Here is a 20,950-nt window from a genome sequence, read left to right as displayed (position 1 = left end):
CGAGAGCTTCGCTACTCACATAGCTCGTACGCGTCCTCGACCACATACGGGCCGCCCCCGGTTGAGGCGCGGGACGAGAACAAAACAAAACGTTCGGCCGTGAACGCCTTGCTGGGAAAATAGCCGCGCAGCGAGAGATAATCGGCGACATCCCGGTCGGTGGCGTCGTGCAGCCGGGCCAGCGTGACATGCGGGATGAACTTGCGGCCTTCCGGGTCGAGGCCGATCCGTTGCATCAGGCGCTCGAGCTCGGCCTGCAATTCCATCAGCGGCTTGCTCGGCACGATGGTGGCGACCACCGCGCGCGGCTTGCGTCCGCCGAAACTCTGCAAACCCTGCACCTTCACCTCGAACGGCTTGCGATCGACGCGAAACAGCATCGAGGCGATTTCGTTGGCGGACATGCCGTCGATATTGCCGATAAAGCGCAGGGTGACGTGGTAATTTTCGGGATCGATCCAGCGGGCGCCGGGAAGGCCGCCGCGCAAATTGGAAAGCGACTGGCCAATCTCGGCCGGAATTTCCAGACCAGTGAACAAACGCGGCATCGTTTCGCACTCCCGATGCTTGGACATGACCTTTGGGAAAGACCATGTCCAAATTTTAGAGCCGGCGACGAATCACCGGTACCTTAATTTCTATCGCAGTTGTGTGACTCTGCGAAGCATCGCGCGCCTCACCCCGGTAAAACCCTGGGAATTACGGGCGGCGCTGCCTGCTTTTCAACGCCGCTGCTCAGCTATCGTGCCAATGAATGCCTCAACCGTGGGCAAGATATTCTTGACGATGATGTCGACGCCGGCCGCGGTCGGATGAATGCCGTCGGCCTGGTTGAGCTTGGCATCGGCCGCGACACCGTCGAGAAAAAACGGATAGAGCGGCACGCCAAATTTTTTCGCCAGATCCGGATAAATCGAATTGAAGCGCGCGGCATAGTCCGCGCCGTAATTCGGCGGCGCCAGCATGCCGCACAGCATCACCGCGATCTTGCGCGCCTTGAGGCGCTGGACGATCTCGGTCAGCGCGGCGCGTGTCAAATCGGGATCGATGCCGCGCAACGCATCGTTGGCGCCGAGCTCGATGATCACACCGTCGGTTCCGTCGGGGACCGACCAGTCGAGCCGGTCACGGCCCCCGGAGGAGGTGTCGCCGGAGACCCCGGCATTGGTCATATCGACCTCTATGCCTTTGTCTTGCAAAGCTTTTTGAAGCTTTGTGGGGAACGCTTGCTGGGCCGGGAGGCCGAGGCCGGCGCTCAGGGAATCGCCGAGAACCACCAGCTTGATCGGCTTCGCCGCCTCGGCCCATGCCGGAGCCCACGCCGGATTTGCGACCGTCATCAAAGCGAACATCAACACGGCTATGTGCATGAACAATCCGTAACGCCTCTCGACCGCGCGTGCGGAGTTGCCATATGACCGGACCATGGACACTCGCATCTCTTCCTCTTCGCTCGCCGACAGTTCGGCGGACACCATCGCCATCTCCAACGTCAATCTGTCATTGGGTACGGGCGCGGCACGCGTTCACATTCTCAAGGATATCAGCTTGCGCGTGGGCCGGAGCGAGACGATCGGCCTGATCGGCCCGTCAGGCTCGGGCAAATCCACGCTGCTGATGGTGATGGCGGGGCTGGAGCGTCCTGATAGCGGAGAGGTGGTGGTCAGCGGCACGCCTTTCAATGCCCTCGACGAGGACGCGCTGGCCCGCTTCCGCGGCCGCCAGGTCGGCATCGTCTTCCAGTCCTTCCACCTGATCCCGACGATGACCGCGCTGGAGAACGTCGCCGTGCCGCTCGAGCTTGCGGGCAATCCCGACGCCGCAACGCGCGCGGCGCAGGAGCTGCAATCGGTCGGGCTCGGCGACCGTCTGCATCATTATCCGACGCAGCTCTCCGGCGGCGAGCAGCAGCGCGTCGCGCTGGCCCGCGCGCTGGCACCCGATCCCGCGATCCTCGTTGCCGACGAGCCGACCGGCAATCTCGACGAAGCCACGGGACAACAGATCGTCGACCTCCTGTTCAGCAAGCATGCCGAGCGCGGCATGACGCTGGTGCTGGTCACGCATGATTCGTCGCTCGCGCATCGCTGCGATCGCGTGATCCGCCTGCGCTCCGGGCGCATCGACACGCAGTCGGCGCCGGCATGAGCACCGCTGCCGAACCGTTCGCGAAGCCCAACGGCGTCGCGCTGTCGCTGCGCTACGCGCTGCGCGAATTGCGCGGCGGCCTGCGCGGCTTCTACGTCTTCATTGCCTGCATCGCGCTCGGCGTGATGGCGATCGCCGGTGTCGGCTCGGTCTCGGCGAGCCTGAGCGACGGCCTCGCCCGCGAGGGCCGTACGCTGCTCGGCGGCGACGTGTCGTTCGTCCTGTTTCAGCGTGAGGCGAAGCCGGAGGAAGTCGCCTTCCTGCGTTCGCGCGGCACCGTCTCGAGCGCCGCCACACTGCGCGGCATGGCGCGCTCGGCCGAGGGCAAGCTGGCGCTGGTCGAGATGAAGGCGGTCGACGACACCTATCCGATGCTCGGCCAGTTGACGCTGGCGCCGCCGCTGCCGATGTCCGACCTGCTCGCGGAGCGCGACGGCGCGTTCGGCGCGGCCGCCGATCCGACACTGCTGGCGCGGCTGTCGCTCAAGACCGGCGATCGTGTCACCGTCGGGGCTGCCACGTTCCAGATCCGCAGCGCCGTCGAAGCCGAGCCCGACAAGCTCGCCGGCGGCATCGGCTTCGGCCCGCGCTTCCTGATCAGCGAGGCGGGCCTGCGCGCCACGGGGCTGGTCCAGCCCGGCAGCCTGGTGCGCTGGGTCTATCGTGTGAAGCTGCCGGAGATCGCCAATAGCGAGCGCGCCACCGACGCCTTCATCGCGGACGCCCGCAACGCCGCGCCGCAGGCCGGCTGGGAGGTCCGCAGCCGCTCCAATGCCTCGCCGCAACTCGAGCGCAACATCAACCGCTTCACGCAGTTCCTGACCCTGGTCGGCCTCGCCGCGCTGCTGGTCGGCGGCGTCGGTGTCGCCAATGCCGTCAAGGCCCATATCGACCACAAGCTCGAGGTGATCGCGGCCTTCAAGGCCGTCGGCGCCACCGGGCGCGACGTGTTCGGCATCTATCTCGCCCAGGTGCTCCTGCTCGCCGCGATCGGCTCGGCGATCGGCCTCGCGCTCGGCGCCGCGATGCCTTTCGCGATCGTCGGCCTGTTCGGCAAGCTGCTGCCGCTGCCGGTGGTGCCGGCGGTGCATGCCGACGAGCTCGCGCTGTCGTTCGTCTACGGGCTGCTCACGGCGCTTGCCTTCGGCCTGTGGCCGCTCGGGCGGGTGCACGACGTGCCGGTGGCCGCCCTGTTCCGCGACACCATCAGCTCCGAATGGCATCGGCCACGCTGGAGCTATCTCATCTTCATGGCCGTCGTGATCGCGCTGCTCATCGCGGTCGTGATCGGGCTGTCCTTCGACAAGCGCATCGCCGCCGTGTTCGTGGCCTCCTCCGTGGTCGTGTTCGCGCTGCTGCGCGGCATTGCCGCGCTGCTGATGACGATCGCGCGGCGGCTGCCGCGCACGCGCTGGCCAATGCTGCGACTTGCGATCGCCAACATCCACCGGCCGGGCGCGTTGACGCCCTCGGTCGTGCTGTCGCTTGGCCTCGGGCTCGCCGTGCTCGTCACCATCACCCAGATCGACGGCAATCTGCGCCGGCAGTTCCTGGCCGCACTGCCCGAGCACGCGCCATCGTTCTTCTTCATCGACATTCCGAGCACGCAGGCCGAGCAGTTCGACTCGTATCTGCGCCAGATCGCTCCTGGCGCGACGGTCGATGACGTCCCGATGCTGCGCGGGCGCATCGTGGGAGCCCGTGGCGTCCGCGCCGAAGAGCTCAAGCCCAGCACCGATTCCGAGTGGGTGCTGCAGAGCGACCGTGGCCTGACCTATACCGCCGAGCTGCCGAAAGGCTCCAAGGTGGTCGAGGGCGAGTGGTGGAGCGCCGATTATGCCGGCCCGCCGCTGGTTTCGATGGAGAAGAAGATCGCGGATGGACTCGGCCTCAAGCTCGGCGACGAGGTCGTGGTCAACATCCTCGGCCGCGACATCCCCGCGAAGATCAGCAATCTGCGCAGCATCGACTGGCAGGGCCTCGGCATCAATTTCGTCCTGGTGTTCTCGCCAAACGCCTTCAAGGGCGCGCCGCACACCCATATCGCGACGCTGACGGAAGCCGGCGGCGATGCGGCCGGCGACGGCAAGATCATCAAGGAGGTCGCTGACGCCTATCCGATGGTGACGAGCGTGCGCGTGCGCGAGGTGATGGAGACGGTCGGCTCGGTCGTGACCAACCTGGCGCTGGCGATCCGCGGCGCCAGCGCGGTGACCCTGATCTCGGCGATCCTGGTGTTGGGCGGCGCGCTCGCCGCCGGCCACCGCCACCGGGTCTACGATGCGGTGATCCTCAAGACCCTCGGCGCGACCCGGCTGCGGCTGCTCGGCGCCTATGCGCTCGAATACCTCTTGATCGGGCTTGCCACCGCAATGTTCGGCGTTTTCGCGGGCAGCGTCGCGGCCTGGATGATCGTAACCCGACTGATGACCCTCACCTTCGTCTGGCAGGGCGGCAGCGCCGCCGGCGTGGTCGCGGCTGCCTTGGTCGTCACGGTCGGCCTGGGTCTCGCCGGCACGCTGCTGGCGTTGAACAAAAAGCCCGCCACGGTGTTGCGGAATTTGTGACAAATGGTAGCGGGCGGCGGCACGGGAGCGAAATCGCACGATTCCGGCGATTAACCACGTCCGCTCGTCTGGATTGCAGGGAAGGGCGACATTCAGCCGCGCGTGGACGGTTGCAGCGGATGTGTTAGTTTCCCACATATCGAATGGGTTCGGAGCCCCGATTGTTAGCCAAAATTTAGTCGGCAGACATCGGTATCCGAGATAGAATTTGACGAACCGGCGGCGTGGCGACCCTCATGCCGGACCGGACCAACCAACGGGAATTCGACCATGTCGGACCTAGACCGCAATTACGCTTCTCCTTTCGGCAGGGCCGCCGGGCGTGTTGACGCCGCGACGGTCGATGCCGGCCTGCGCGCCTACATGCTGCGCATCTACAACTACATGAGCATCGGCCTGGCCATCACCGGCTTGGCCGCGCTCGGCGTCTACATGGCCGCCGTGACGGATGTTCCGACCCCGGAAGCCGTCCGCGTCGGCAAGCTGTTCCTGACGCCGTTCGGCTACGCGATGTTCGTCAGCCCCCTGAAGTGGCTGTTCATGCTCGCGCCGCTCGCCATGGTGTTCGTGATCTCGGCGGGCATCAACCGTCTCGCTCCCTCGACCGCCCAGATCCTGTTCTGGGTGTTCGCGGCGCTGATGGGCGTCTCGCTGTCCTCGATCTTCCTGGTGTTCACCCACACCTCGATCGTGCGGGTGTTCTTCATCACCGCGGCGACCTTCGGCGCGCTCAGCCTCTACGGCTACACCACCAAACGTGACATGAGCGGAATGGGTTCGTTCCTGTTCATGGGCCTGATCGGCATCGTCATCGCGAGCCTGGTGAACCTGTTCCTGGCGAGCTCGGTGCTGCAGTTCGTCGTGTCGGTGGTCGGCGTGCTGGTGTTCGCGGGCCTCACCGCCTGGGATACCCAGCGGCTGAAGAACGACTACATCTACGGCTACGCCTCGGCCGGCGGTGACATCGCAGAGCGTGCGGCCATCACCGGCGCGCTGTCGCTGTACCTGAACTTCATCAACCTGTTCACGCTGCTCCTGCAGCTCCTCGGCCAGCGCGACTAAGCGTCAGACCAGAGCGAACGACACCAGCCCCGGCCGAAAGGCCGGGGTTTTTGTTTGGGCGTGATGTTCCCTCAACCACCGTCATTGCGAGGAGCTCTTGCGACGAAGCAATCCAGAGTCCCTCCACGGACGCATTTCTGGATTGATTCGTTCCGCTCGCAATGGCGGCGTGGGGAGGCCGTTGCCTCTTCCAGTCGTCCCGGGAAGGCTCTAATCTTGCGGCATGTCCGCACCCGATATCAGGCCCACCACTGAGGCCGACCTTCCCGCCATCACCGCCATCTACCAGCAGGCTGTCCGCGAGGGCACCGCGACGTTCGAGCTGGAGCCGCCCGACCTCGCCGAGATGACGCGCCGCTGCCGCACGCTGATCGACGGCGGCTATCCCTATTTCGTCGCCATCCTCGACGGGCGCGTCGCCGGCTACGCCTATGCCGGCGCCTACCGGCCACGGCCGGCCTACCGCTTCACGGTCGAGAACTCGATCTATCTCGATCCGTCCTTTCACCGCCGCGGCATCGGAGCGCTCCTGCTGGAGCGGCTGATCGTCGAATGCGAGGCGCGCGGCTTCCGCCAGATGATCGCCGTGATCGGCGATTCCGCCAATGCCGGCTCGATCGGCGTGCACACCAAGGGCGGCTTCAGGATGATCGGCACGCATCCCAGCGTCGGGCTCAAATTCGGCCGCTGGCTGGACACGGTGATGATGCAGCGAGATCTTGGCGAGGGCGCGAAGAGCGTGCCGACAAAATAGGTCTCGTTGGGTGGGCAAAGCGAAGCGTGCCCACCATCACCAACGCGTTTGACGAAAGATGGTGGGCACGGCGCGATGCGCCTTTGCCCACCCTACAGCACCGAGCGCGCCGCTACACCACCGCCAGCTTGCGATCGATCACCAGGAGCACGCGCTCCAGCTCGTGGCCGCGGCGCAGGATCAGGCCCGTCGCCGAGATCACGCTGTACATGCCCTGCTTGCGCGCGAGGCGCGGATCCTTCTCGATGCGATAGATCGGCACTTCCGAAGCGCGGCGAAAGACCGAGAACACGGCGCGATCTTTGAGGAAGTCGATGGCGTAGTCGCGCCACTCGCCGTCGGCGACCATCCGGCCGTAGAGATTGAGAATACGGTGCAGCTCGAGCCGGTTGAACGTTACGCGGCTCGGTTGCGCATTCGAAGCGGCGGGGCGCGCCGCCGCGCGCTGTTCGCTCGGATCAGCATCCTCCGACAGACTCATAGGCTGCCTCCTGTCGTATCAGCATGACCGCGTCCGCGAAGACCGTCCCCGGAACCGCGGATCATGACAGTTGCATGATCGCGCCAACTGTTCCCCACTGCAAGGGGCCCTGTAAGGACGTTGGACCGGAGCAAACCGCCCACACGCAGCGGTGGAACTCTGTCGCGGCAAACCGTCACGGGATCGTTAGCAGGAATCATAGTGTCGCCGCTTTTCCGCCAAGCGACTGCCGCCCTGCATTGCGAAAAGACCTGTGTGCGTTGACCCGGTCCTTTCGGTTCCGGATTCCTCAGCCCCCAGCCCCCCGGGGCCGTCAGGATCGGGTCTGTTCGCACGACAAGGAGGGCCAACGCGAGTTGGTCCTTTTTTGTTTGGGCCGGTTTTGTTTGTGTCGGGATGTTTCCGCCTCGACGGATCTCTTCCTCATCAGCGAGAACACTCCCTCCCCTCATCCTGAGGAGCCGCGAAGCGGCGTCTCGAAGGATCGAGGCCGAGCTGCCTCAGCAGGGCCTGCGTGGTTCGAGACGCGCGCAAGAGCGCGCTCCTCACCATGAGGATTGAGACTGTGCTTGAATCGGAAAATTCGAAGTGTGCGCGTTAGTGCAGCGACGTGTACGCCGCGCCCAGCATCGGGCCCGGCTTTTCCCGGCTGCCGTCCTGGACGTAGACCACAGCACCGTCGACGCCGTCGCGCGTGAGGTTCTCGATCGGCACCGTCCAGCTTTCCGGACGGCCGGTCCAGTCGCCGACCTTGAGCAGGTTGCGCACCACGTTATGATAGATGACCTGCTGTCCGCGATTTTCACCGCGGCTGATCGCGATCGGCACCGACTTCGCAATCGAGCAGATCCAGACCTCGCCGTGGGACGCCGTCGGCTCCTTGCTCGCGGCCACCGAGACGTTGATCTGCTTGCCCGCGAGCGACATCGTCACCGGTACGCTCATCACACCAGTGCCGGCGTCGGTTTTGCCGATCGCGCTTTCGATGCCAGTGCGATCGCTGCCGACGACATGCGTGGAGCCGTTGACCACGACCTGCGGCGTGTAGACTTCGCGGTCCCCGCGCATGCGCGAATAGGCACGCTGCCGTGCAGAGAAGCGCGAATCGGCCAATGTGTCCTTCCAGCCGAGATAGTCCCAATAGTCGATCGGCATGCTCAGCGCGATGATCGAGGGATCGCGGGCGAGGTCGCCGATGATCTTGTCGGCCGGCGGGCAGGACGAGCAGCCCTGCGAGGTAAACAATTCGACAACGGCGCGGGGATCAGCCTCGGCAGGACGAATGACGGCGACGATCGCACAGAGACCAAGCGCACCCGACCAGAGGGCGCCGGACCAGCGTGAAACCAGATGAGAAGCCGTCATTGTTGTCATGTCGAACGCCGCACACCATTGCTCGAGAGAGGGAAAGCTTACCCCCGGATGGTCACCGTAGTCTTACGGGCCTCGCACATTCGTCCGCCACAGCAGCCGTCCAGGGCGTGAGGTTCTCCGCCGGGCGGGCCATCCGAAGCCTGCCGCAAACGCGTGAAGGCGGCCTTGTGATAGGCCGCCTTCGTGTAACCTACTACTCACTTCGCAGTGAGCCACCGTTCACAAATCCGCGCTTACGCCGCGAGCTTGCGCAGCACGTAGTGCAGGATGCCGCCGTTGCGGTAGTATTCGAGCTCGTCCAGCGTATCGATGCGGCAGAGCAGCGAAACGCGCTGCAGCGAACCGTCGCCGGAGACGATCTCCGCGGTCAACTTCTGGCGTGGCTTGAGGTCGCCGATGAGGCCGCGCAGCGTGACCTTCTCGTCGCCCTTCAGACCGAGCGACGACCAGGAGGTGCCGTCCTCGAAGGTCAGCGGCAGCACGCCCATGCCGACCAGGTTGGAGCGGTGGATGCGCTCGAAGCTCTGGCAGATCACGGCACGCACGCCGAGCAGACGGGTGCCCTTCGCGGCCCAGTCGCGCGAGGAGCCGTTGCCGTATTCGGCGCCGGCGAACACCACCAGCGGCACCTGCTCCTGCTGGTACTTCATCGCGGCGTCGTAGATCGACATCTGCTCGCCGTCGGGCCAGTGTTTTGTCAGACCGCCCTCCGGGATATTTCCATCCGCGCCCTTGAGCATGAAGTTCTTGATGCGGATATTGGCGAAGGTGCCGCGCATCATGACTTCGTGGTTGCCGCGGCGCGTGCCGTACTGGTTGAAGTCGGCCGGACGCACCTGGTGCTCGCTGAGATATTTGCCGGCGGGCGAGGTGAGCTTGATCGAACCGGCCGGCGAGATGTGGTCGGTGGTGATCTTGTCGCCGAACATGGCAAGGATGCGGGCCTCGACGATGTCGGTGACCGGCTCCGGCTCCTTCTTCATGCCTTCGAAATAGGGCGGGTTCTGCACATAGGTCGAGCTCATGTTCCAGCGATAGGTCTCGCTCTCGACCGTCTTGATCTTGCGCCAGTTGGTGTCGCCCTTGAACACGTCGGCATACTTCTTCTTGAAGATCGACGCGGTCACGAACTTCTTCATGAAGGCGTTGATCTCCTTCGTCGTCGGCCAGATGTCCTTGAGGTACACCGGCTTGCCGTCCTTGCCTTCACCGAGCGGCTCGACAGCGAGGTTCTTGGTGACGGTACCCGCGAGCGCATGAGCGACCACGAGCGGCGGCGAGGCGAGGTAGTTCGCCTGCACGTCCGGCGAGACACGGCCTTCGAAGTTGCGATTGCCGGAGAGCACCGCAGCCGCGACGATGCCGTTGTCGTTGATCGACTTCGAGATCTCCTCGGGCAGCGGACCGGAATTGCCGATGCAGGTGGTGCAGCCGAAGCCGACCAGGTTGAAGCCGACCTTGTCGAGATCGGCCTGGAGACCGGAATCGGCGAGATAGGCCGCCACCACCTGGCTGCCGGGTGCCAGCGAGGTCTTCACCCACGGCTTTGCCTTGAGGCCCTTCGCGGCGGCGTTGCGCGCCAGCAGACCGGCGCCGATCAGCACGCTCGGGTTCGAGGTGTTGGTGCAGGAGGTGATTGCGGCGATCACGACGTCGCCATGGCCGATGTCGAACTTCTTGCCGTCAACGGCGAAGCGCTTCCCCGGCTCCTCGGCCTTCTTGTATTCGCTGGCGAGGGCGAGCGAGAAGCCCTCGGCCACGGACGGCAGCGCAATGCGGCCTTCGGGGCGCTTCGGGCCGGCCATCGATGGCACGACGTCACCGAGGTCGAGCGTCAGCGTCTCCGTGAACACCGGATCGGGCGACTTGGCGGTGCGGAACAGTCCTTGCGCCTTCGCATAGGCCTGCACCAGCGCGACGCGCGCCGAGGCGCGGCCGGAGGTCTTGAGATAATCGAGCGCGGCGGCGTCGACCGGGAAGAAGCCGCAGGTCGCGCCATATTCGGGCGCCATGTTGGCGATCGTCGCCTTGTCGGCGACCGAGAGATGGTCGAGGCCGGGGCCGAAGAACTCGACGAACTTGCCGACGACGCCAAGTTTGCGCAGCATCTGCGTCACGGTCAGCACGAGATCGGTCGCGGTGACGCCTTCCTTCATCGCGCCCTTCAGCTTGAAGCCGACGACGTTGGGCAACAGCATCGACAGCGGCTGGCCGAGCATGCAGGCTTCGGCCTCGATGCCGCCGACGCCCCAGCCGAGCACGGCGAGACCGTTGACCATGGTGGTGTGGGAATCGGTGCCGACCAGCGAGTCGGGATAGGCGACCTCGAAGGTGCCGGTCTTCTTGCCGACCGTCATCTTCTCCTTCTTGGTCCAGACCGTCTGGGAGAGATATTCGAGATTGACCTGGTGGCAGATGCCGGTGCCGGGCGGCACGACGGAGAAGTTCGAGAACGCCTTCTGGCCCCATTTCAGGAACTCGTAGCGCTCCTGGTTCTGCTTGTATTCCTCGGTGACGTTCTTGCCGAAGGCCTTGTTGTCACCGAAGAAGTTCACGATCACGGAGTGGTCGATGACGAGATCGACCGGCACCAGCGGATTGATCTTCTCGGCATCGCCGCCGAGCTTCTGCATCGCATTGCGCATCGCGGCGAGATCGACCACGGCGGGGACGCCGGTGAAGTCCTGCATCAGCACGCGCGCCGGGCGGAAGGCGATCTCATGCTCCAGCGACTTCTTGCGCAGCCACTTCGACACCGCGACGATGTCTTCCCTCTTGACCGAGCGGCCGTCCTCGTTGCGGAGCAGGTTCTCGAGCAGGACCTTCATCGAATAGGGGAGTTTCGAAATTCCCTTCAGACCATTCTTCTCGGCCGTGGGCAGGCTGTAATAGACATAGGTCTTGGCGCCGACCTTGAGGGTCTTTTTGCATTTGAAGCTGTCGAGCGAGGTCATGTAGGAAATCCCAATTGTTAGTTATACCCGGCAGGGTATTTTAACACCGCCAGCGTAGGCAGGCTGAGTCGCTTGCAGGGGCAGGTTGAGTTGCTGCATCAAGTAGTTCCGGGCTTATAGAAGCTTTCTAACCGCGCCGCCACAGCCACAAACGTGCCGCGGCAATCCGCGAGCCAAAAATTCCCATACGCTACCCCAAGTTTTCCTGAGGCCTGGCTTTGAGCGGATCGATACGAGGCGAGATGCAGCTTTCCGGACGCGGGGTCACATGCGTGCGCGGCGGCCGCGAGGTGTTTGCCAGGCTCGACTTCGGGGCCGTCTCCGGCGAAGCCGTGGCGGTCGTCGGCCGCAACGGATCGGGCAAGACCTCGCTGCTGCGGCTGATCGCGGGCCTGCTCATTCCGGCGGGCGGCACGATCGCGCTGGACGGAGGCGATTCCGAACTGACATTGCCGGAGCAATGCCACTATCTCGGCCATCGCGACGCCCTGAAGCCGGCGCTGAGCGTGGCGGAGAATCTGACATTCTGGGCCGATTTTCTCGGCGGGGAGCGTTTCGATGCCGACGAGAGCCTCGCCACGGTCGGGCTCGACCATGCCGCCGATCTGCCCGCCGCCTTCCTGTCAGCCGGCCAGCGCCGCCGGCTCTCGCTGGCCCGCCTGCTGACCGTCCGCCGACCGGTCTGGCTATTGGACGAGCCGACCACGGCGCTGGACGTCGCCGGCCAGGACATGTTTTCCGGATTGATGCGCGAGCACCTCGGCCGCGGCGGCCTGATCATCGCCGCCACCCACACCCCGCTCGGGATCGATTCGCGGGAGCTGCGGATCGGGGGGACGGCATGATTCCCGTGGACCCTCAGCTTTTCGAGCGGCCGGTCGCCGCTCTCGCACCCGGGACGCAGTCGTCGCCGCGGGCTCCCTCGCCTCTCCCGCTTGCGGGAGAGGTCGGCGCGCAGCGCCGGGTGAGGGTTCTCTCCGCTGGGGGAATCTTCGTTGTCGAGACACCCTCTCCCCAACCCTCCCCCGCAAGCGGGGGAGGGATCGCACCGTGCCTCAGGCACGATGGGAGCCCCCCATGACCGCCCTGTCTGCCCTCATTCGCCGGGACATCCGGATCGCGCTCCGCGTCGGCGGCGGGGCGTTGATTGGCGTGCTGTTCTTCCTGACCGTGGTGGTGCTGATGCCGTTTGCGGTGGGGCCGGATCTGGCACTGCTGTCGCGGCTCGGGCCGGCGATCCTGTGGCTGGGGGCACTGCTGGCGAGCCTGCTGACCCTGGACCGGCTGTTCATGGCCGACCACGAGGACGGCTCGCTCGACCTGATCACGATGAGCCGGACCCCGCTGGAACTCGCCTGCGCGGCGAAGGCGCTGGCGCATTGGCTGGCCGCCGGCCTGCCGCTGATCGTCGCAACCCCCGTGCTCGGCCTGCTGCTCAACCTCGACATGGTCGCGACCGGCGCGGTGGCGCTGACGCTGCTCGCCGGCACCCCGGCGCTGACGTTTACCGGAATGATCGGGGCGGCGCTGGCGGTGACGCTGCATCGTGGCGGCTTGCTGATGGCGGTCCTGGTGCTGCCGCTGTCGATCCCGGTGCTGATCTTCGGCGTCGCGGCCTCGCAGGCGGTGATCGTCGGCCCCATGACATTCGGCGCGCCGTTCTCGATCCTGTGCGCGCTGTCGCTGGTCAGCCTCGTGATCGGCCCCTTCGCAGCTGCGGCGAGCCTGAAGCATGGGCTGGATTGAGATGGACTGGACTGACCTTGACCCCGATCAACTTTCGCTGCGGACTTTCGTGCTGATTGCGTGAGCGCTTACCTGTGATTATCAGGATACCATGACACTGATCGACCTCGCCAACCCCACACGGTTCCTCACGCTGACGGCGCGGCTGCTGCCGTGGCTTGCGGCTGCGACAATCATCCTGCTCGCGATCGGGCTCTATCAGTCCGCCACCGCGCCCGACGACTATCAGCAGGGCGCGACCGTGAAGATCATGTTCATCCACGTGCCCAATGCCTGGCTGTCGATGTTCGTGTGGGGCGTGATGAGCATCGCCTCGCTGGGCACGCTGGTGTGGCGGCATCCGCTCGCCGACGTCGCCGCCAAAGCGGCTGCTCCGATCGGTGCCAGCTTCACCTTCCTTGCGCTGTTGACGGGCTCGCTGTGGGGCCGGCCGATGTGGGGCACCTATTGGGAATGGGACGCGCGGCTGACCTCGGTGCTGATCCTGTTCCTGATGTATCTCGGCCTGATGGCGCTGTGGCGCGCGGTCGACGATCCTTCCCGTGCGGCGCGCGCCGCCGCCGTGCTGACGCTGGTCGGCGCGCTCAACCTGCCGATCATCAAGTTCTCGGTCGATTGGTGGAACACGCTGCACCAGCCGGCCTCGGTGATGCGGATGGGCGGCTCGTCGCTCGACAAATCCTTTTTGATTCCGCTGCTGGTGATGGCGGTCGCGTTCACCCTGCTGTTCGTCACGCTGCATCTGGCGGCGATGCGCAACGAGATCTTGCGTCGGCGCGTACGGTCCCTGCAGATGATGCAAGCGGGCCGTGTGGCGTTTTCAGAAGTCGGCACCGGCTCGCGTGAAGGCAGCACGTCAAAAGAAGCTGGGGCTGCATGATCATGTCGCTCGGTCCCTACGCGTCTTTCATCGTGACGTCCTATGCCGCGGCCGGCCTCGTGGTCGTGATCCTGATCGGCTGGATCGTGCTCGATTATCGTAGCCAGACACAGCGCCTGCGCGAGCTCGAGCGCAGCGGCGTGACCCGTCGCTCCGGCCGTAGCGCGACGGATCGGGCATGAGAGATCAAGCATGAGCGAGCAATCGACGTCCGCTCCGCCGCAGCGCCGCACCTTCCTGATGGTGCTGCCGCTGATTGCGTTCATCGGCCTGGCGCTGCTGTTCTGGTTCCGGCTCGGCAGCGGCGATCCCTCGCGGATCCCTTCCGCCCTGATCGGACGGCCGGTGCCGCAAACCACGCTGCCGCCGCTCGAGGGATTGCGGGCTGACAACACGCAGATCCCCGGCCTCGATCCCGCCGCGTTCAAGGGCAAGGTCAGTCTCGTCAATGTCTGGGCGTCCTGGTGCGTGCCGTGCCACGACGAGGCGCCGCTGCTGACCGAGTTGGCAAAAGACAAGCGCTTCCAGCTTGTCGGCATCAACTACAAGGATGCCGCCGACAATGCGCGGCGCTTCCTGGGGCGCTACGGCAACCCGTTCGGCCACGTCGGCGTCGATGCCAATGGCCGCGCCTCGATCGAATGGGGCGTCTATGGCGTGCCCGAGACTTTCGTCGTTGGTCGCGAAGGCACCATCGTCTACAAGCTGGTCGGGCCGATCACGCCGGAGAATTTGCGGACGGTGCTGTTGCCGCAGATGGAGAAGGCGTTGAAGGCGGCCGGGAGCTAGCTCCGTTGTCAGTGTGAGAAGGACCCAACCCCAAACACCGCTGTCATGCCCCGGCTTGACCGGGGCATCCAGTACGCCGCAGCTCCTCCGTACCTCACGACTGTCTCTGGAATACTGGATCGCCCGGTCAAGCCGGGCGATGACAGTCGAGTATGTAGCTGCGCTGGGCTCGCAATGACGATTTGAGAGACCTTACCCCTTCCTCACATCGCCCGCCTCGGCCTCGCTGGCCTCCAGCGACGCCGGCTCGAGGTGATAACGCTTGGTTAGCGGCATCTGAGCGATGGCGAAGATCATGGTGATCGGCGTGACGCCGAACACCTTGAAGTTCACCCAGAAGTCGGTGCTCTGGGTGCGCCAGACGATCTCGTTCAACACGGCCATGCCGGCGAAGAACAGCGCCCAGCGTAGCGTGAGGATGCGCCAGCCCTGCGGCGTCAAATTGAACATCTGGTCGAACATGACGGCGATGAAGGAGCGGCCGAACAACAGGCCGCCGCCGAGGATCGCGGCGAACAAAGCGTAGATGATGGTCGGCTTGAGCTTGATGAAGGTCTCGTCGTGCAGCACCAGGGTCAGCGTGCCGAACACCAGCACGATGACGCCTGTCACGATCGCCATGATCGGGATGTGCCGCGTCACCACATAGGAGGCGATCATCGCCGCGACGATCGCGACCATGAAGGCGCCGGTCGCGGCGAACAGATTGAACTTCGCATTCACGAAGAAGAACACGAGCAGCGGGCCAAGCTCGGTGGCAAGCTTGAACAACGGATGCGGCTGGGTCTTGTCCATTCTTCAGCTTTCGATTCCGGCTATCGCGCGGGCGAAATCACGCGCGGTGAACGGCGCGAGATCGTCGACGCCTTCGCCGACGCCGATGAAATGCACCGGCAGTTTGAATTTCTCCGCGAGCGCCACCAGAATGCCGCCGCGGGCGGTGCCGTCGAGCTTGGTCATCACGAGGCCGGTGACCCCGGCGGTGCGATGGAAGGCCTCGACCTGCGATAGCGCGTTCTGGCCGACGGTGGCGTCCAGCACGAGCAGCACCGCATGCGGCGCAGTCGCGTCCACCTTGCGGATGACGCGCACGACCTTTTCGAGCTCGTTCATCAGCTCGGCCTTGTTCTGAAGCCGCCCGGCCGTGTCGATCAGGAGCACGTCGATGGCCTGCTCCTTCGCCGCCGTCAGCGCATTGAAGGCGAGGCTCGCCGAATCCGAGCCCTGCGCACCTGATATGACGGGCGTCTTCGTGCGTTCGCCCCAGACCTTGAGCTGCTCGATCGCTGCTGCGCGAAACGTGTCGCCGGCGGCCAGCATCACCTTGCGGCCTTCGGACGCGAATTTTTGCGAGAGTTTTCCGATGGTGGTGGTCTTGCCGGAGCCGTTGACGCCGACCACGAGGATGACGAACGGCTTCCTGCCGGCGTCGATCTCGAGCGGCTTCGCCACCGCCGCCAGCACCTTCTCGACCTCGGTCGCGACGACGTCCTTGACCTCGTCCGCCGAGATCGCCTTGTCGTAGCGTCCCGTGCCAACCGCATCCGCGATCCGCACCGCGACCGAGGTGCCGAGGTCGGCGCGCAGCAGCACGTCCTCGATGTCGTCGAGCATGGCGCGGTCGAGCTTGCGCTTGGTGACGAGATCGGCGACCGCGGTCCCGAGCGAGGACGAGGTGCGCTTCAGCCCGTCGGACAGGCGGCGCCACCAGCTCAGCTTGGGGGTCTCGGGGGTGGTATCGTTCATGATGGCGGTGTGTTAGCCGTTCCGGCTCGCAAACGAAAGTCTTGACCGAAAGTCCTGCAATTGCTCGATGTTCCCGAATTGACCGCCGAAGAAATCCTGGCGCGCGTGCTCCATCGCGACGGATTGATGCTGGTCATCGACAAGCCGGCCGGCCTGCCGGTGCATCGCGGACCCAAGGGCGGTGCCAATCTGGAAACGTCCTTCGACGCGCTTCGTTTCGGCCTGCCGCGGCCGCCGGTGCTGGCCCACCGGCTGGACAAGGACACCTCGGGTTGCCTCGTGCTCGGCCGCCATCGCAAGGCGACGGCCTCGCTCGGTCTGCTGTTCAAGCATGGGAAGATCGGCAAGACCTACTGGACCATCGTCGAGGGCGGCCCCACCGAAGACGAAGGCACCATCGATATGCCGCTCGGCCGGCTGAACGCCGAACGCGGCTGGTGGCAGAAGCCCGATCCCGAGGGCCAGAAGGCCATCACCAACTGGAAGGTGATGGGCCGGGGCGACGGCCTGACCTGGCTCGCCATGGAACCGGTCACCGGACGGACCCATCAATTGCGGGTGCATGCGTCCGCGACCGGCTGGCCGATCTTCGGCGATAACATTTACGGCAACGGCCCGCGCTTCGGCGAGCCGAAGCTGCACCTGCATTCCCGCGAGATCGTGGTGCCGATCTCCCGCAACAAGGAGCCGGTCCGCGTGGTGGCGCCGGCCCCGCCCCACATGCACGAGCGGCTCCGCGCCTGCGGGTGGAACGGGGAGTAGCCCAACTGCTCGCCCCTCATGGTGAGGAGGCCGCGCAGCGCTGCCTATAGTTTACGAAACGTTCAGTGCTCGTCGCTAATGATAGCGGTTGCTTAGAACAAGCTTCCGTCAATCTGCTCAGGACGAGCTGCGCGTCATGTCCACGGCCGAGTTATCGATCATCGACGAGGTCGAGTCCGCGCTTCGGACTGGCTCGGCGGAAAAGGGCCTGGCAACAGCCCGCCGCGTCACCGACCTGTTCCTGTCATCCGCTGGCAGTTTCGACGACGAGCAGATCGCACTGTTCGACGACGTGCTCGATCGGCTGATCGGCACCATCGAGCTCCGCGCCATCGCCGACATGGGCGCGCGCGTAGCGCTCGCCGAGATCAGCGCGCAGCTCGCGCCGATCGCGCAGGCGCCGCCATCGGTCATTCGCCGGCTCGCCAACAATGACGAAATCCGCATCGCCGGTCCCGTGCTGCAGGAATCCGCGCGCCTCGACGACGGCGCGCTGGTGCAGATCGCCTCGAGCAAGGGCGAGCCGCATCTGCTCGCGGTCGCCGGACGCTGGTGGCTGAAGGAGATCGTCACCGATGCATTGCTGGCGCGGCGCTATCCCAGCGTCAGCCGGCGGCTCGCCGCCAATCCCGGCGCGCGCGTGTCCGGCAACGGATTTGCCGTCATCGTCGGACAGGCCGAGGCCGACCCCGAGCTCGCGGTCAGCGTTGGCGTCCGCGTCGATCTGCCCTCAGACCTGCGTCGTCAATTGCTGCGCTCGGCAACGGATGCCGTGCGGACCCGGCTGTTGTCGCGCGCTCCGCCGCATCTGTTCGAGGAGATCCAGACCGCGATCGCAGCCGTCACCGTCGGTGTCGAGCGCGAGATGTCGGGGGTCCGCGATTTCGAAGGTGCCAAGCGCGCCGTCGCAGGCCTGAAGGCGACCGGCCAGCTCAGCGAAGCGACGCTGCTCGGCTTCGCAACGCAGCGGCGTTATGAAGAAGCGGTGGCCGCATTGGCCGCATTGTCGGGATCGACCGTCGAAGTGATTCGCCCGCTGATGCAAAGCCTGCGCGAGGACGGCCTGCTGGTGCCGTGCAAGGCGGCGCAGCTCACCTGGGAAACCACCGCCGCCGTGCTCCAAAGCCGCTTTGCGACCGGCGCGATGAAGCCGGCCGATATCGCAAGGGCTCAAAGCCATTACGCGCGCATGACCCCGGAGAATGCGCGGCGGACGCTGCGGTTCTGGCAGGTGCGGGCGTTGTAGGCTGTTTGGGTCGCGCTGCTTCTCCACCCTCGGTGTCGTCCCGGCGAAGGCCGGGACCCATAACCACAGGGAGAAGTTTGGCGACGACGGTCCGTTACTCTGCTTGGTTGGGACAAGCACCGCGGATCACCGATAGATCACGCGGTATGGGTCCCGGCCTTCGCCGGGACGACGCTGGAGGTACAGCGCGTCGTCACTCGCCGCAACGAGGCTAAGCAGTCAGCCGCGCGCCATCACGACCGGCGATCCGCAGCGGCACGATGCGGCCCACACGCTCGCCCGCGATCGCCACCGGCAGATAATGCTCCGTCCGTCCCTGACCGTCGCTCTCGATCAGCACCTCGCGCGTGGCGCCGATCTCGGCTTGCAGCCGCTGCAGAAGCGCGGCCTCACCGGTCGCACGTAGCCGTTTCGCCCGCTGCTTGATTGCCCCGCCCGCCACCTGCGGCATCCGCGCGGCCGGCGTGCCGGGACGCGGCGAATAGGGGAAGACGTGGAGGAACGTCAGGCCGCATTCCTCGACCAGGTCGAGCGAGCGCGAGAACATCTCCTCGGTCTCGGTCGGAAAGCCCGCAATGATGTCGGCGCCCAGCGCGATGTCCGGGCGCAGGCGACGGACCTGATCGCAGAACGCGATGGCGTCGCCGCGCGTATGCCGCCGCTTCATGCGCTTCAAGATCATGTCGTCGCCGGACTGCAGCGACAGGTGCAGATGCGGCATCAGCCGCGAATCCTCAGCGATGGCATCCAACAGATCGCTGTCCGCCTCGATCGAATCGATCGAGGAGATGCGCAGGCGCCTCAGCTCCGGCACGTGCCGCAAAATCTGCTTCGTCAGCAGGCCGAGTTTCGGCGTACCCGGCAGGTCGGCGCCGTAGCTGGTGAGATCGACGCCGGTCAGCACGATCTCGGCATGGCCGCGCTCGGCCAATGCCCGGACCTGATCGACCACCGCGCCCATCGGCACCGAGCGCGAATTGCCGCGCCCGAACGGAATGATACAGAAGGTGCAGCGATGGTCGCAGCCGTTCTGCACCTGCACGAACACGCGCGGCAGGCCGCTCGCAAAGCCGTCGATGAGATGCGGCGCCATCTCCTTCACCGCCATGATGTCGCTGACGGCGATTTTTTCGCTCGCACCGAGATCGAACGCCGCACGCGCCTCGCGCCATGCGGACGACCGCATCTTGTCGTCATTGCCGACGACGCGATCGACCTCGGCCATCTCGGCGAACATGCCGCTTTGCGTCTGCGCCGCGCAACCGGTGACGACGATGCGCGCTGCCGGCCGCTCGCGTTTCAGCTTGCGGATCGACTGGCGCGCCTGCGCCACCGCTTCGTTGGTGACGGCGCAGCTGTTGATGACGATGGTATCTGAAAGGCCTGCGCCCTCGGCCTCGCGGCGGATCACCTCGGCTTCAAAGGCGTTGAGGCGGCAGCCGAAGGTGACGATGTCGACGCTCATCACCCGACCGGCGCGAACAGCGCCGGATCGAAACGGCCTTCATATTCGAAAGTCGCCGTGCCCGTCATCAGCACGTGATCGTCGCGCTCGCGCCATTCGATCCCGAGCTTGCCGCCGGGCAGCGCGATCTCGACATTGCGCTCGGCGCGCTTCAGCCGCGCCGCCGCAACCGCCGTGGCACATGCGGCCGAGCCGCAGGCCCTGGTCAGGCCGGCGCCGCGCTCCCAGGTGCGGATCGTGATGTGCTGGGGATCGACGATATGGGCGAGCGTGATGTTGGCGCGCTCCGGAAAGATCGGATGGTTCTCCAGCAGCGGACCGAAACGCTCGAGATCGTAGGCGTTGACGTCATCGACCCAGAAGATCGCATGCGGATTGCCCATGCTGACGACTGAGGGCGAATGCAGGATCGGATTGTCGATCGGGCCGATCTGCAATTCGATGTAGCGGGTGTCGCGGAATTCCTGGTCGAGCGGAATGTCCTGCCAGCCGAATTTCGGCGCGCCCATGTCCACCGTATAAAGATCCGGCGCCGGACCCTGCCAGGCATTGAGCAGGCCCGCGGCCGTCTCGAACGTCGCATTGGTCTGGCCGGTCTTCTCGAAGACGCGCCGCACCACGCAGCGCATGCCGTTGCCGCAGGCGCCGGCCTCGGAGCCGTCACAGTTGTAGATGCTGATGAAAGCTTCGGTGCCGTCGAAGCGCGGCTTCTGCAGCACCATGAGCTGGTCGTAGGGCACACCGCCTCGCGCCGATGCCACCGCACGGGCGTCGTCCGGGGTGACCGTCGTGGCGGAATCGCGCATGTCGACAACGACGATCTCGTTGCCGATGCCGTTCATCTTGGCAAATGCGTGGTTGGCCAGCGCGCTCATGAAAATTCCCGAATTTCGCCTGCCTTATATGGCGATCCTTGGCCCTCTTGGCCAGTGATTTGCCGACAAGAGCCAGGAGGCTGCCATGACGCATCTGTCAT

Annotated in this window: 20 protein-coding genes; 11 read left to right on the top strand and 9 right to left on the bottom strand. The window is 65.3% G+C overall.

Annotated elements, in window-relative coordinates; genetic code table 11:
• Positions 1 to 11: 11 nt before the first annotated feature.
• Together thpR and IVB40_RS00865 are read right to left on the bottom strand one after the other, a co-directional pair.
• Positions 12 to 548 (bottom strand): RNA 2',3'-cyclic phosphodiesterase, encoded by a 537-nt coding sequence (thpR, locus tag IVB40_RS00870; protein WP_007598862.1) that lies wholly within the window; start codon positions 546 to 548, stop codon positions 12 to 14.
• A 174-nt stretch (positions 549 to 722) separates the two neighbouring features.
• The gene (locus IVB40_RS00865) at positions 723 to 1,370 is read right to left on the bottom strand and encodes an arylesterase (RefSeq protein ID WP_247817857.1); all 648 of its coding nucleotides are present in this window, start codon (positions 1,368 to 1,370) and stop codon (positions 723 to 725) included.
• A 55-nt stretch (positions 1,371 to 1,425) separates the two neighbouring features.
• Between IVB40_RS00865 and IVB40_RS00860 the strand changes: the two genes are divergently transcribed.
• From IVB40_RS00860 to IVB40_RS00845, 4 genes are all read left to right on the top strand, one after another.
• Positions 1,426 to 2,148 carry an ABC transporter ATP-binding protein gene (locus tag IVB40_RS00860; protein ID WP_027566396.1) on the top strand — a complete coding sequence of 241 codons (723 nt, stop codon included), beginning with the start codon at positions 1,426 to 1,428 and terminating at the stop codon, positions 2,146 to 2,148.
• On the top strand, positions 2,145 to 4,715 hold the full coding sequence (locus IVB40_RS00855; RefSeq protein WP_247817856.1) for an FtsX-like permease family protein: 2,571 nt from the start codon (positions 2,145 to 2,147) through the stop codon (positions 4,713 to 4,715). Before IVB40_RS00860 ends, IVB40_RS00855 begins: the two co-directional genes overlap by 4 nt.
• Positions 4,716 to 4,985: 270 nt before the next feature.
• Positions 4,986 to 5,777: a Bax inhibitor-1/YccA family protein gene (locus IVB40_RS00850; protein ID WP_007598855.1), complete on the top strand. Its 792-nt coding sequence runs from the start codon at positions 4,986 to 4,988 to the stop codon at positions 5,775 to 5,777.
• Between the two features lie 223 nt (positions 5,778 to 6,000).
• The gene (locus IVB40_RS00845) at positions 6,001 to 6,531 is read left to right on the top strand and encodes a GNAT family N-acetyltransferase (RefSeq protein ID WP_247817855.1); all 531 of its coding nucleotides are present in this window, start codon (positions 6,001 to 6,003) and stop codon (positions 6,529 to 6,531) included.
• Between the two features lie 112 nt (positions 6,532 to 6,643).
• Here the strand turns inward: IVB40_RS00845 and IVB40_RS00840 are convergent, their stop codons facing one another.
• From IVB40_RS00840 to acnA, 3 genes are all read right to left on the bottom strand, one after another.
• Positions 6,644 to 7,012 carry a DUF2794 domain-containing protein gene (locus tag IVB40_RS00840; RefSeq protein WP_027566393.1) on the bottom strand — a complete coding sequence of 123 codons (369 nt, stop codon included), beginning with the start codon at positions 7,010 to 7,012 and terminating at the stop codon, positions 6,644 to 6,646.
• A 597-nt stretch (positions 7,013 to 7,609) separates the two neighbouring features.
• Positions 7,610 to 8,386 carry a DUF1223 domain-containing protein gene (locus IVB40_RS00835; RefSeq protein WP_247284924.1) on the bottom strand — a complete coding sequence of 259 codons (777 nt, stop codon included), beginning with the start codon at positions 8,384 to 8,386 and terminating at the stop codon, positions 7,610 to 7,612.
• 233 nt (positions 8,387 to 8,619) lie between these two features.
• Positions 8,620 to 11,340, bottom strand: coding sequence for an aconitate hydratase AcnA (acnA, locus tag IVB40_RS00830; protein ID WP_247817854.1), 2,721 nt, complete (start codon positions 11,338 to 11,340; stop codon positions 8,620 to 8,622).
• A 242-nt stretch (positions 11,341 to 11,582) separates the two neighbouring features.
• Here acnA and ccmA point away from each other — a divergent pair, with 242 nt between their 5' ends.
• From ccmA to IVB40_RS00805, 5 genes are all read left to right on the top strand, one after another.
• Positions 11,583 to 12,185, top strand: coding sequence for a heme ABC exporter ATP-binding protein CcmA (gene ccmA, locus IVB40_RS00825; protein WP_247817853.1), 603 nt, complete (start codon positions 11,583 to 11,585; stop codon positions 12,183 to 12,185).
• Positions 12,186 to 12,417: 232 nt separating this feature from the next.
• Entirely contained in the window at positions 12,418 to 13,086 is a 669-nt protein-coding gene (gene ccmB, locus IVB40_RS00820) for a heme exporter protein CcmB (RefSeq protein ID WP_007598845.1), read from the top strand.
• 91 nt (positions 13,087 to 13,177) lie between these two features.
• The gene (locus IVB40_RS00815; RefSeq protein WP_247817852.1) at positions 13,178 to 13,966 is read left to right on the top strand and encodes a heme ABC transporter permease; all 789 of its coding nucleotides are present in this window, start codon (positions 13,178 to 13,180) and stop codon (positions 13,964 to 13,966) included.
• Positions 13,963 to 14,148, top strand: a complete 186-nt coding sequence (gene ccmD, locus IVB40_RS00810) for a heme exporter protein CcmD (RefSeq protein WP_247817851.1) — start codon at positions 13,963 to 13,965, stop codon at positions 14,146 to 14,148. Before IVB40_RS00815 ends, ccmD begins: the two co-directional genes overlap by 4 nt.
• A 10-nt stretch (positions 14,149 to 14,158) precedes the next feature.
• The gene (locus tag IVB40_RS00805) at positions 14,159 to 14,755 is read left to right on the top strand and encodes a DsbE family thiol:disulfide interchange protein (RefSeq protein WP_247817850.1); all 597 of its coding nucleotides are present in this window, start codon (positions 14,159 to 14,161) and stop codon (positions 14,753 to 14,755) included.
• Positions 14,756 to 14,947: 192 nt separating this feature from the next.
• Here IVB40_RS00805 and IVB40_RS00800 read toward each other — a convergent pair whose 3' ends face one another.
• Together IVB40_RS00800 and ftsY are read right to left on the bottom strand one after the other, a co-directional pair.
• Positions 14,948 to 15,550 (bottom strand): septation protein A, encoded by a 603-nt coding sequence (locus tag IVB40_RS00800; RefSeq protein ID WP_007598838.1) that lies wholly within the window; start codon positions 15,548 to 15,550, stop codon positions 14,948 to 14,950.
• 3 nt (positions 15,551 to 15,553) lie between these two features.
• A complete protein-coding gene (gene ftsY, locus IVB40_RS00795; protein ID WP_027566386.1) occupies positions 15,554 to 16,501 on the bottom strand; it encodes a signal recognition particle-docking protein FtsY in 948 nt (315 codons plus the stop codon).
• Between the two features lie 60 nt (positions 16,502 to 16,561).
• Between ftsY and IVB40_RS00790 the strand changes: the two genes are divergently transcribed.
• On the top strand, positions 16,562 to 17,263 hold the full coding sequence (locus IVB40_RS00790) for an RNA pseudouridine synthase (RefSeq protein ID WP_247400617.1): 702 nt from the start codon (positions 16,562 to 16,564) through the stop codon (positions 17,261 to 17,263).
• A 136-nt stretch (positions 17,264 to 17,399) separates the two neighbouring features.
• Entirely contained in the window at positions 17,400 to 18,509 is a 1,110-nt protein-coding gene (locus IVB40_RS00785; RefSeq protein ID WP_247817849.1) for a DUF2336 domain-containing protein, read from the top strand.
• A gap of 211 nt (positions 18,510 to 18,720) precedes the next feature.
• Here the strand turns inward: IVB40_RS00785 and mtaB are convergent, their stop codons facing one another.
• Both mtaB and dapF read right to left on the bottom strand, forming a co-directional pair.
• Entirely contained in the window at positions 18,721 to 19,974 is a 1,254-nt protein-coding gene (gene mtaB / locus IVB40_RS00780; protein WP_247817848.1) for a tRNA (N(6)-L-threonylcarbamoyladenosine(37)-C(2))-methylthiotransferase MtaB, read from the bottom strand.
• The gene (dapF, locus tag IVB40_RS00775; RefSeq protein ID WP_247358183.1) at positions 19,974 to 20,849 is read right to left on the bottom strand and encodes a diaminopimelate epimerase; all 876 of its coding nucleotides are present in this window, start codon (positions 20,847 to 20,849) and stop codon (positions 19,974 to 19,976) included. The genes mtaB and dapF overlap by 1 nt, the downstream gene beginning before the upstream one ends.
• Between the last annotated feature and the right edge of the window lie 101 nt (positions 20,850 to 20,950).

Origin of the sequence: Bradyrhizobium sp. 40, assembly GCF_023100925.1 — a bacterium.
GTDB lineage: Bacteria > Pseudomonadota > Alphaproteobacteria > Rhizobiales > Xanthobacteraceae > Bradyrhizobium.
Note: the sequence above shows the minus strand (reverse complement) of the source record. Positions and strands in the feature narration are given on the sequence as shown.

Bases quoted from the DNA above. Each gene is read 5' to 3' on its own strand.
- ccmB (WP_007598845.1), top strand. From the start codon at position 12,418: ATGACCGCCCTGTCTGCCCTCATTCGCCGGGACATCCGGATCGCGCTC.
- mtaB (WP_247817848.1), bottom strand. From the start codon at position 19,974: ATGAGCGTCGACATCGTCACCTTCGGCTGCCGCCTCAACGCCTTTGAA.
- IVB40_RS00835 (WP_247284924.1), bottom strand. From the start codon at position 8,386: ATGACAACAATGACGGCTTCTCATCTGGTTTCACGCTGGTCCGGCGCC.
- IVB40_RS00815 (WP_247817852.1), top strand. From the start codon at position 13,178: ATGACACTGATCGACCTCGCCAACCCCACACGGTTCCTCACGCTGACG.
- ccmA (WP_247817853.1), top strand. From the start codon at position 11,583: ATGCAGCTTTCCGGACGCGGGGTCACATGCGTGCGCGGCGGCCGCGAG.
- thpR (WP_007598862.1), bottom strand. From the start codon at position 548: ATGCCGCGTTTGTTCACTGGTCTGGAAATTCCGGCCGAGATTGGCCAG.
- ftsY (WP_027566386.1), bottom strand. From the start codon at position 16,501: ATGAACGATACCACCCCCGAGACCCCCAAGCTGAGCTGGTGGCGCCGC.
- IVB40_RS00805 (WP_247817850.1), top strand. From the start codon at position 14,159: ATGAGCGAGCAATCGACGTCCGCTCCGCCGCAGCGCCGCACCTTCCTG.
- IVB40_RS00800 (WP_007598838.1), bottom strand. From the start codon at position 15,550: ATGGACAAGACCCAGCCGCATCCGTTGTTCAAGCTTGCCACCGAGCTT.
- IVB40_RS00855 (WP_247817856.1), top strand. From the start codon at position 2,145: ATGAGCACCGCTGCCGAACCGTTCGCGAAGCCCAACGGCGTCGCGCTG.
- IVB40_RS00850 (WP_007598855.1), top strand. From the start codon at position 4,986: ATGTCGGACCTAGACCGCAATTACGCTTCTCCTTTCGGCAGGGCCGCC.
- ccmD (WP_247817851.1), top strand. From the start codon at position 13,963: ATGATCATGTCGCTCGGTCCCTACGCGTCTTTCATCGTGACGTCCTAT.
- IVB40_RS00865 (WP_247817857.1), bottom strand. From the start codon at position 1,370: ATGCACATAGCCGTGTTGATGTTCGCTTTGATGACGGTCGCAAATCCG.
- IVB40_RS00860 (WP_027566396.1), top strand. From the start codon at position 1,426: ATGGACACTCGCATCTCTTCCTCTTCGCTCGCCGACAGTTCGGCGGAC.
- dapF (WP_247358183.1), bottom strand. From the start codon at position 20,849: ATGAGCGCGCTGGCCAACCACGCATTTGCCAAGATGAACGGCATCGGC.
- IVB40_RS00840 (WP_027566393.1), bottom strand. From the start codon at position 7,012: ATGAGTCTGTCGGAGGATGCTGATCCGAGCGAACAGCGCGCGGCGGCG.
- IVB40_RS00785 (WP_247817849.1), top strand. From the start codon at position 17,400: ATGTCCACGGCCGAGTTATCGATCATCGACGAGGTCGAGTCCGCGCTT.
- IVB40_RS00845 (WP_247817855.1), top strand. From the start codon at position 6,001: ATGTCCGCACCCGATATCAGGCCCACCACTGAGGCCGACCTTCCCGCC.
- acnA (WP_247817854.1), bottom strand. From the start codon at position 11,340: ATGACCTCGCTCGACAGCTTCAAATGCAAAAAGACCCTCAAGGTCGGC.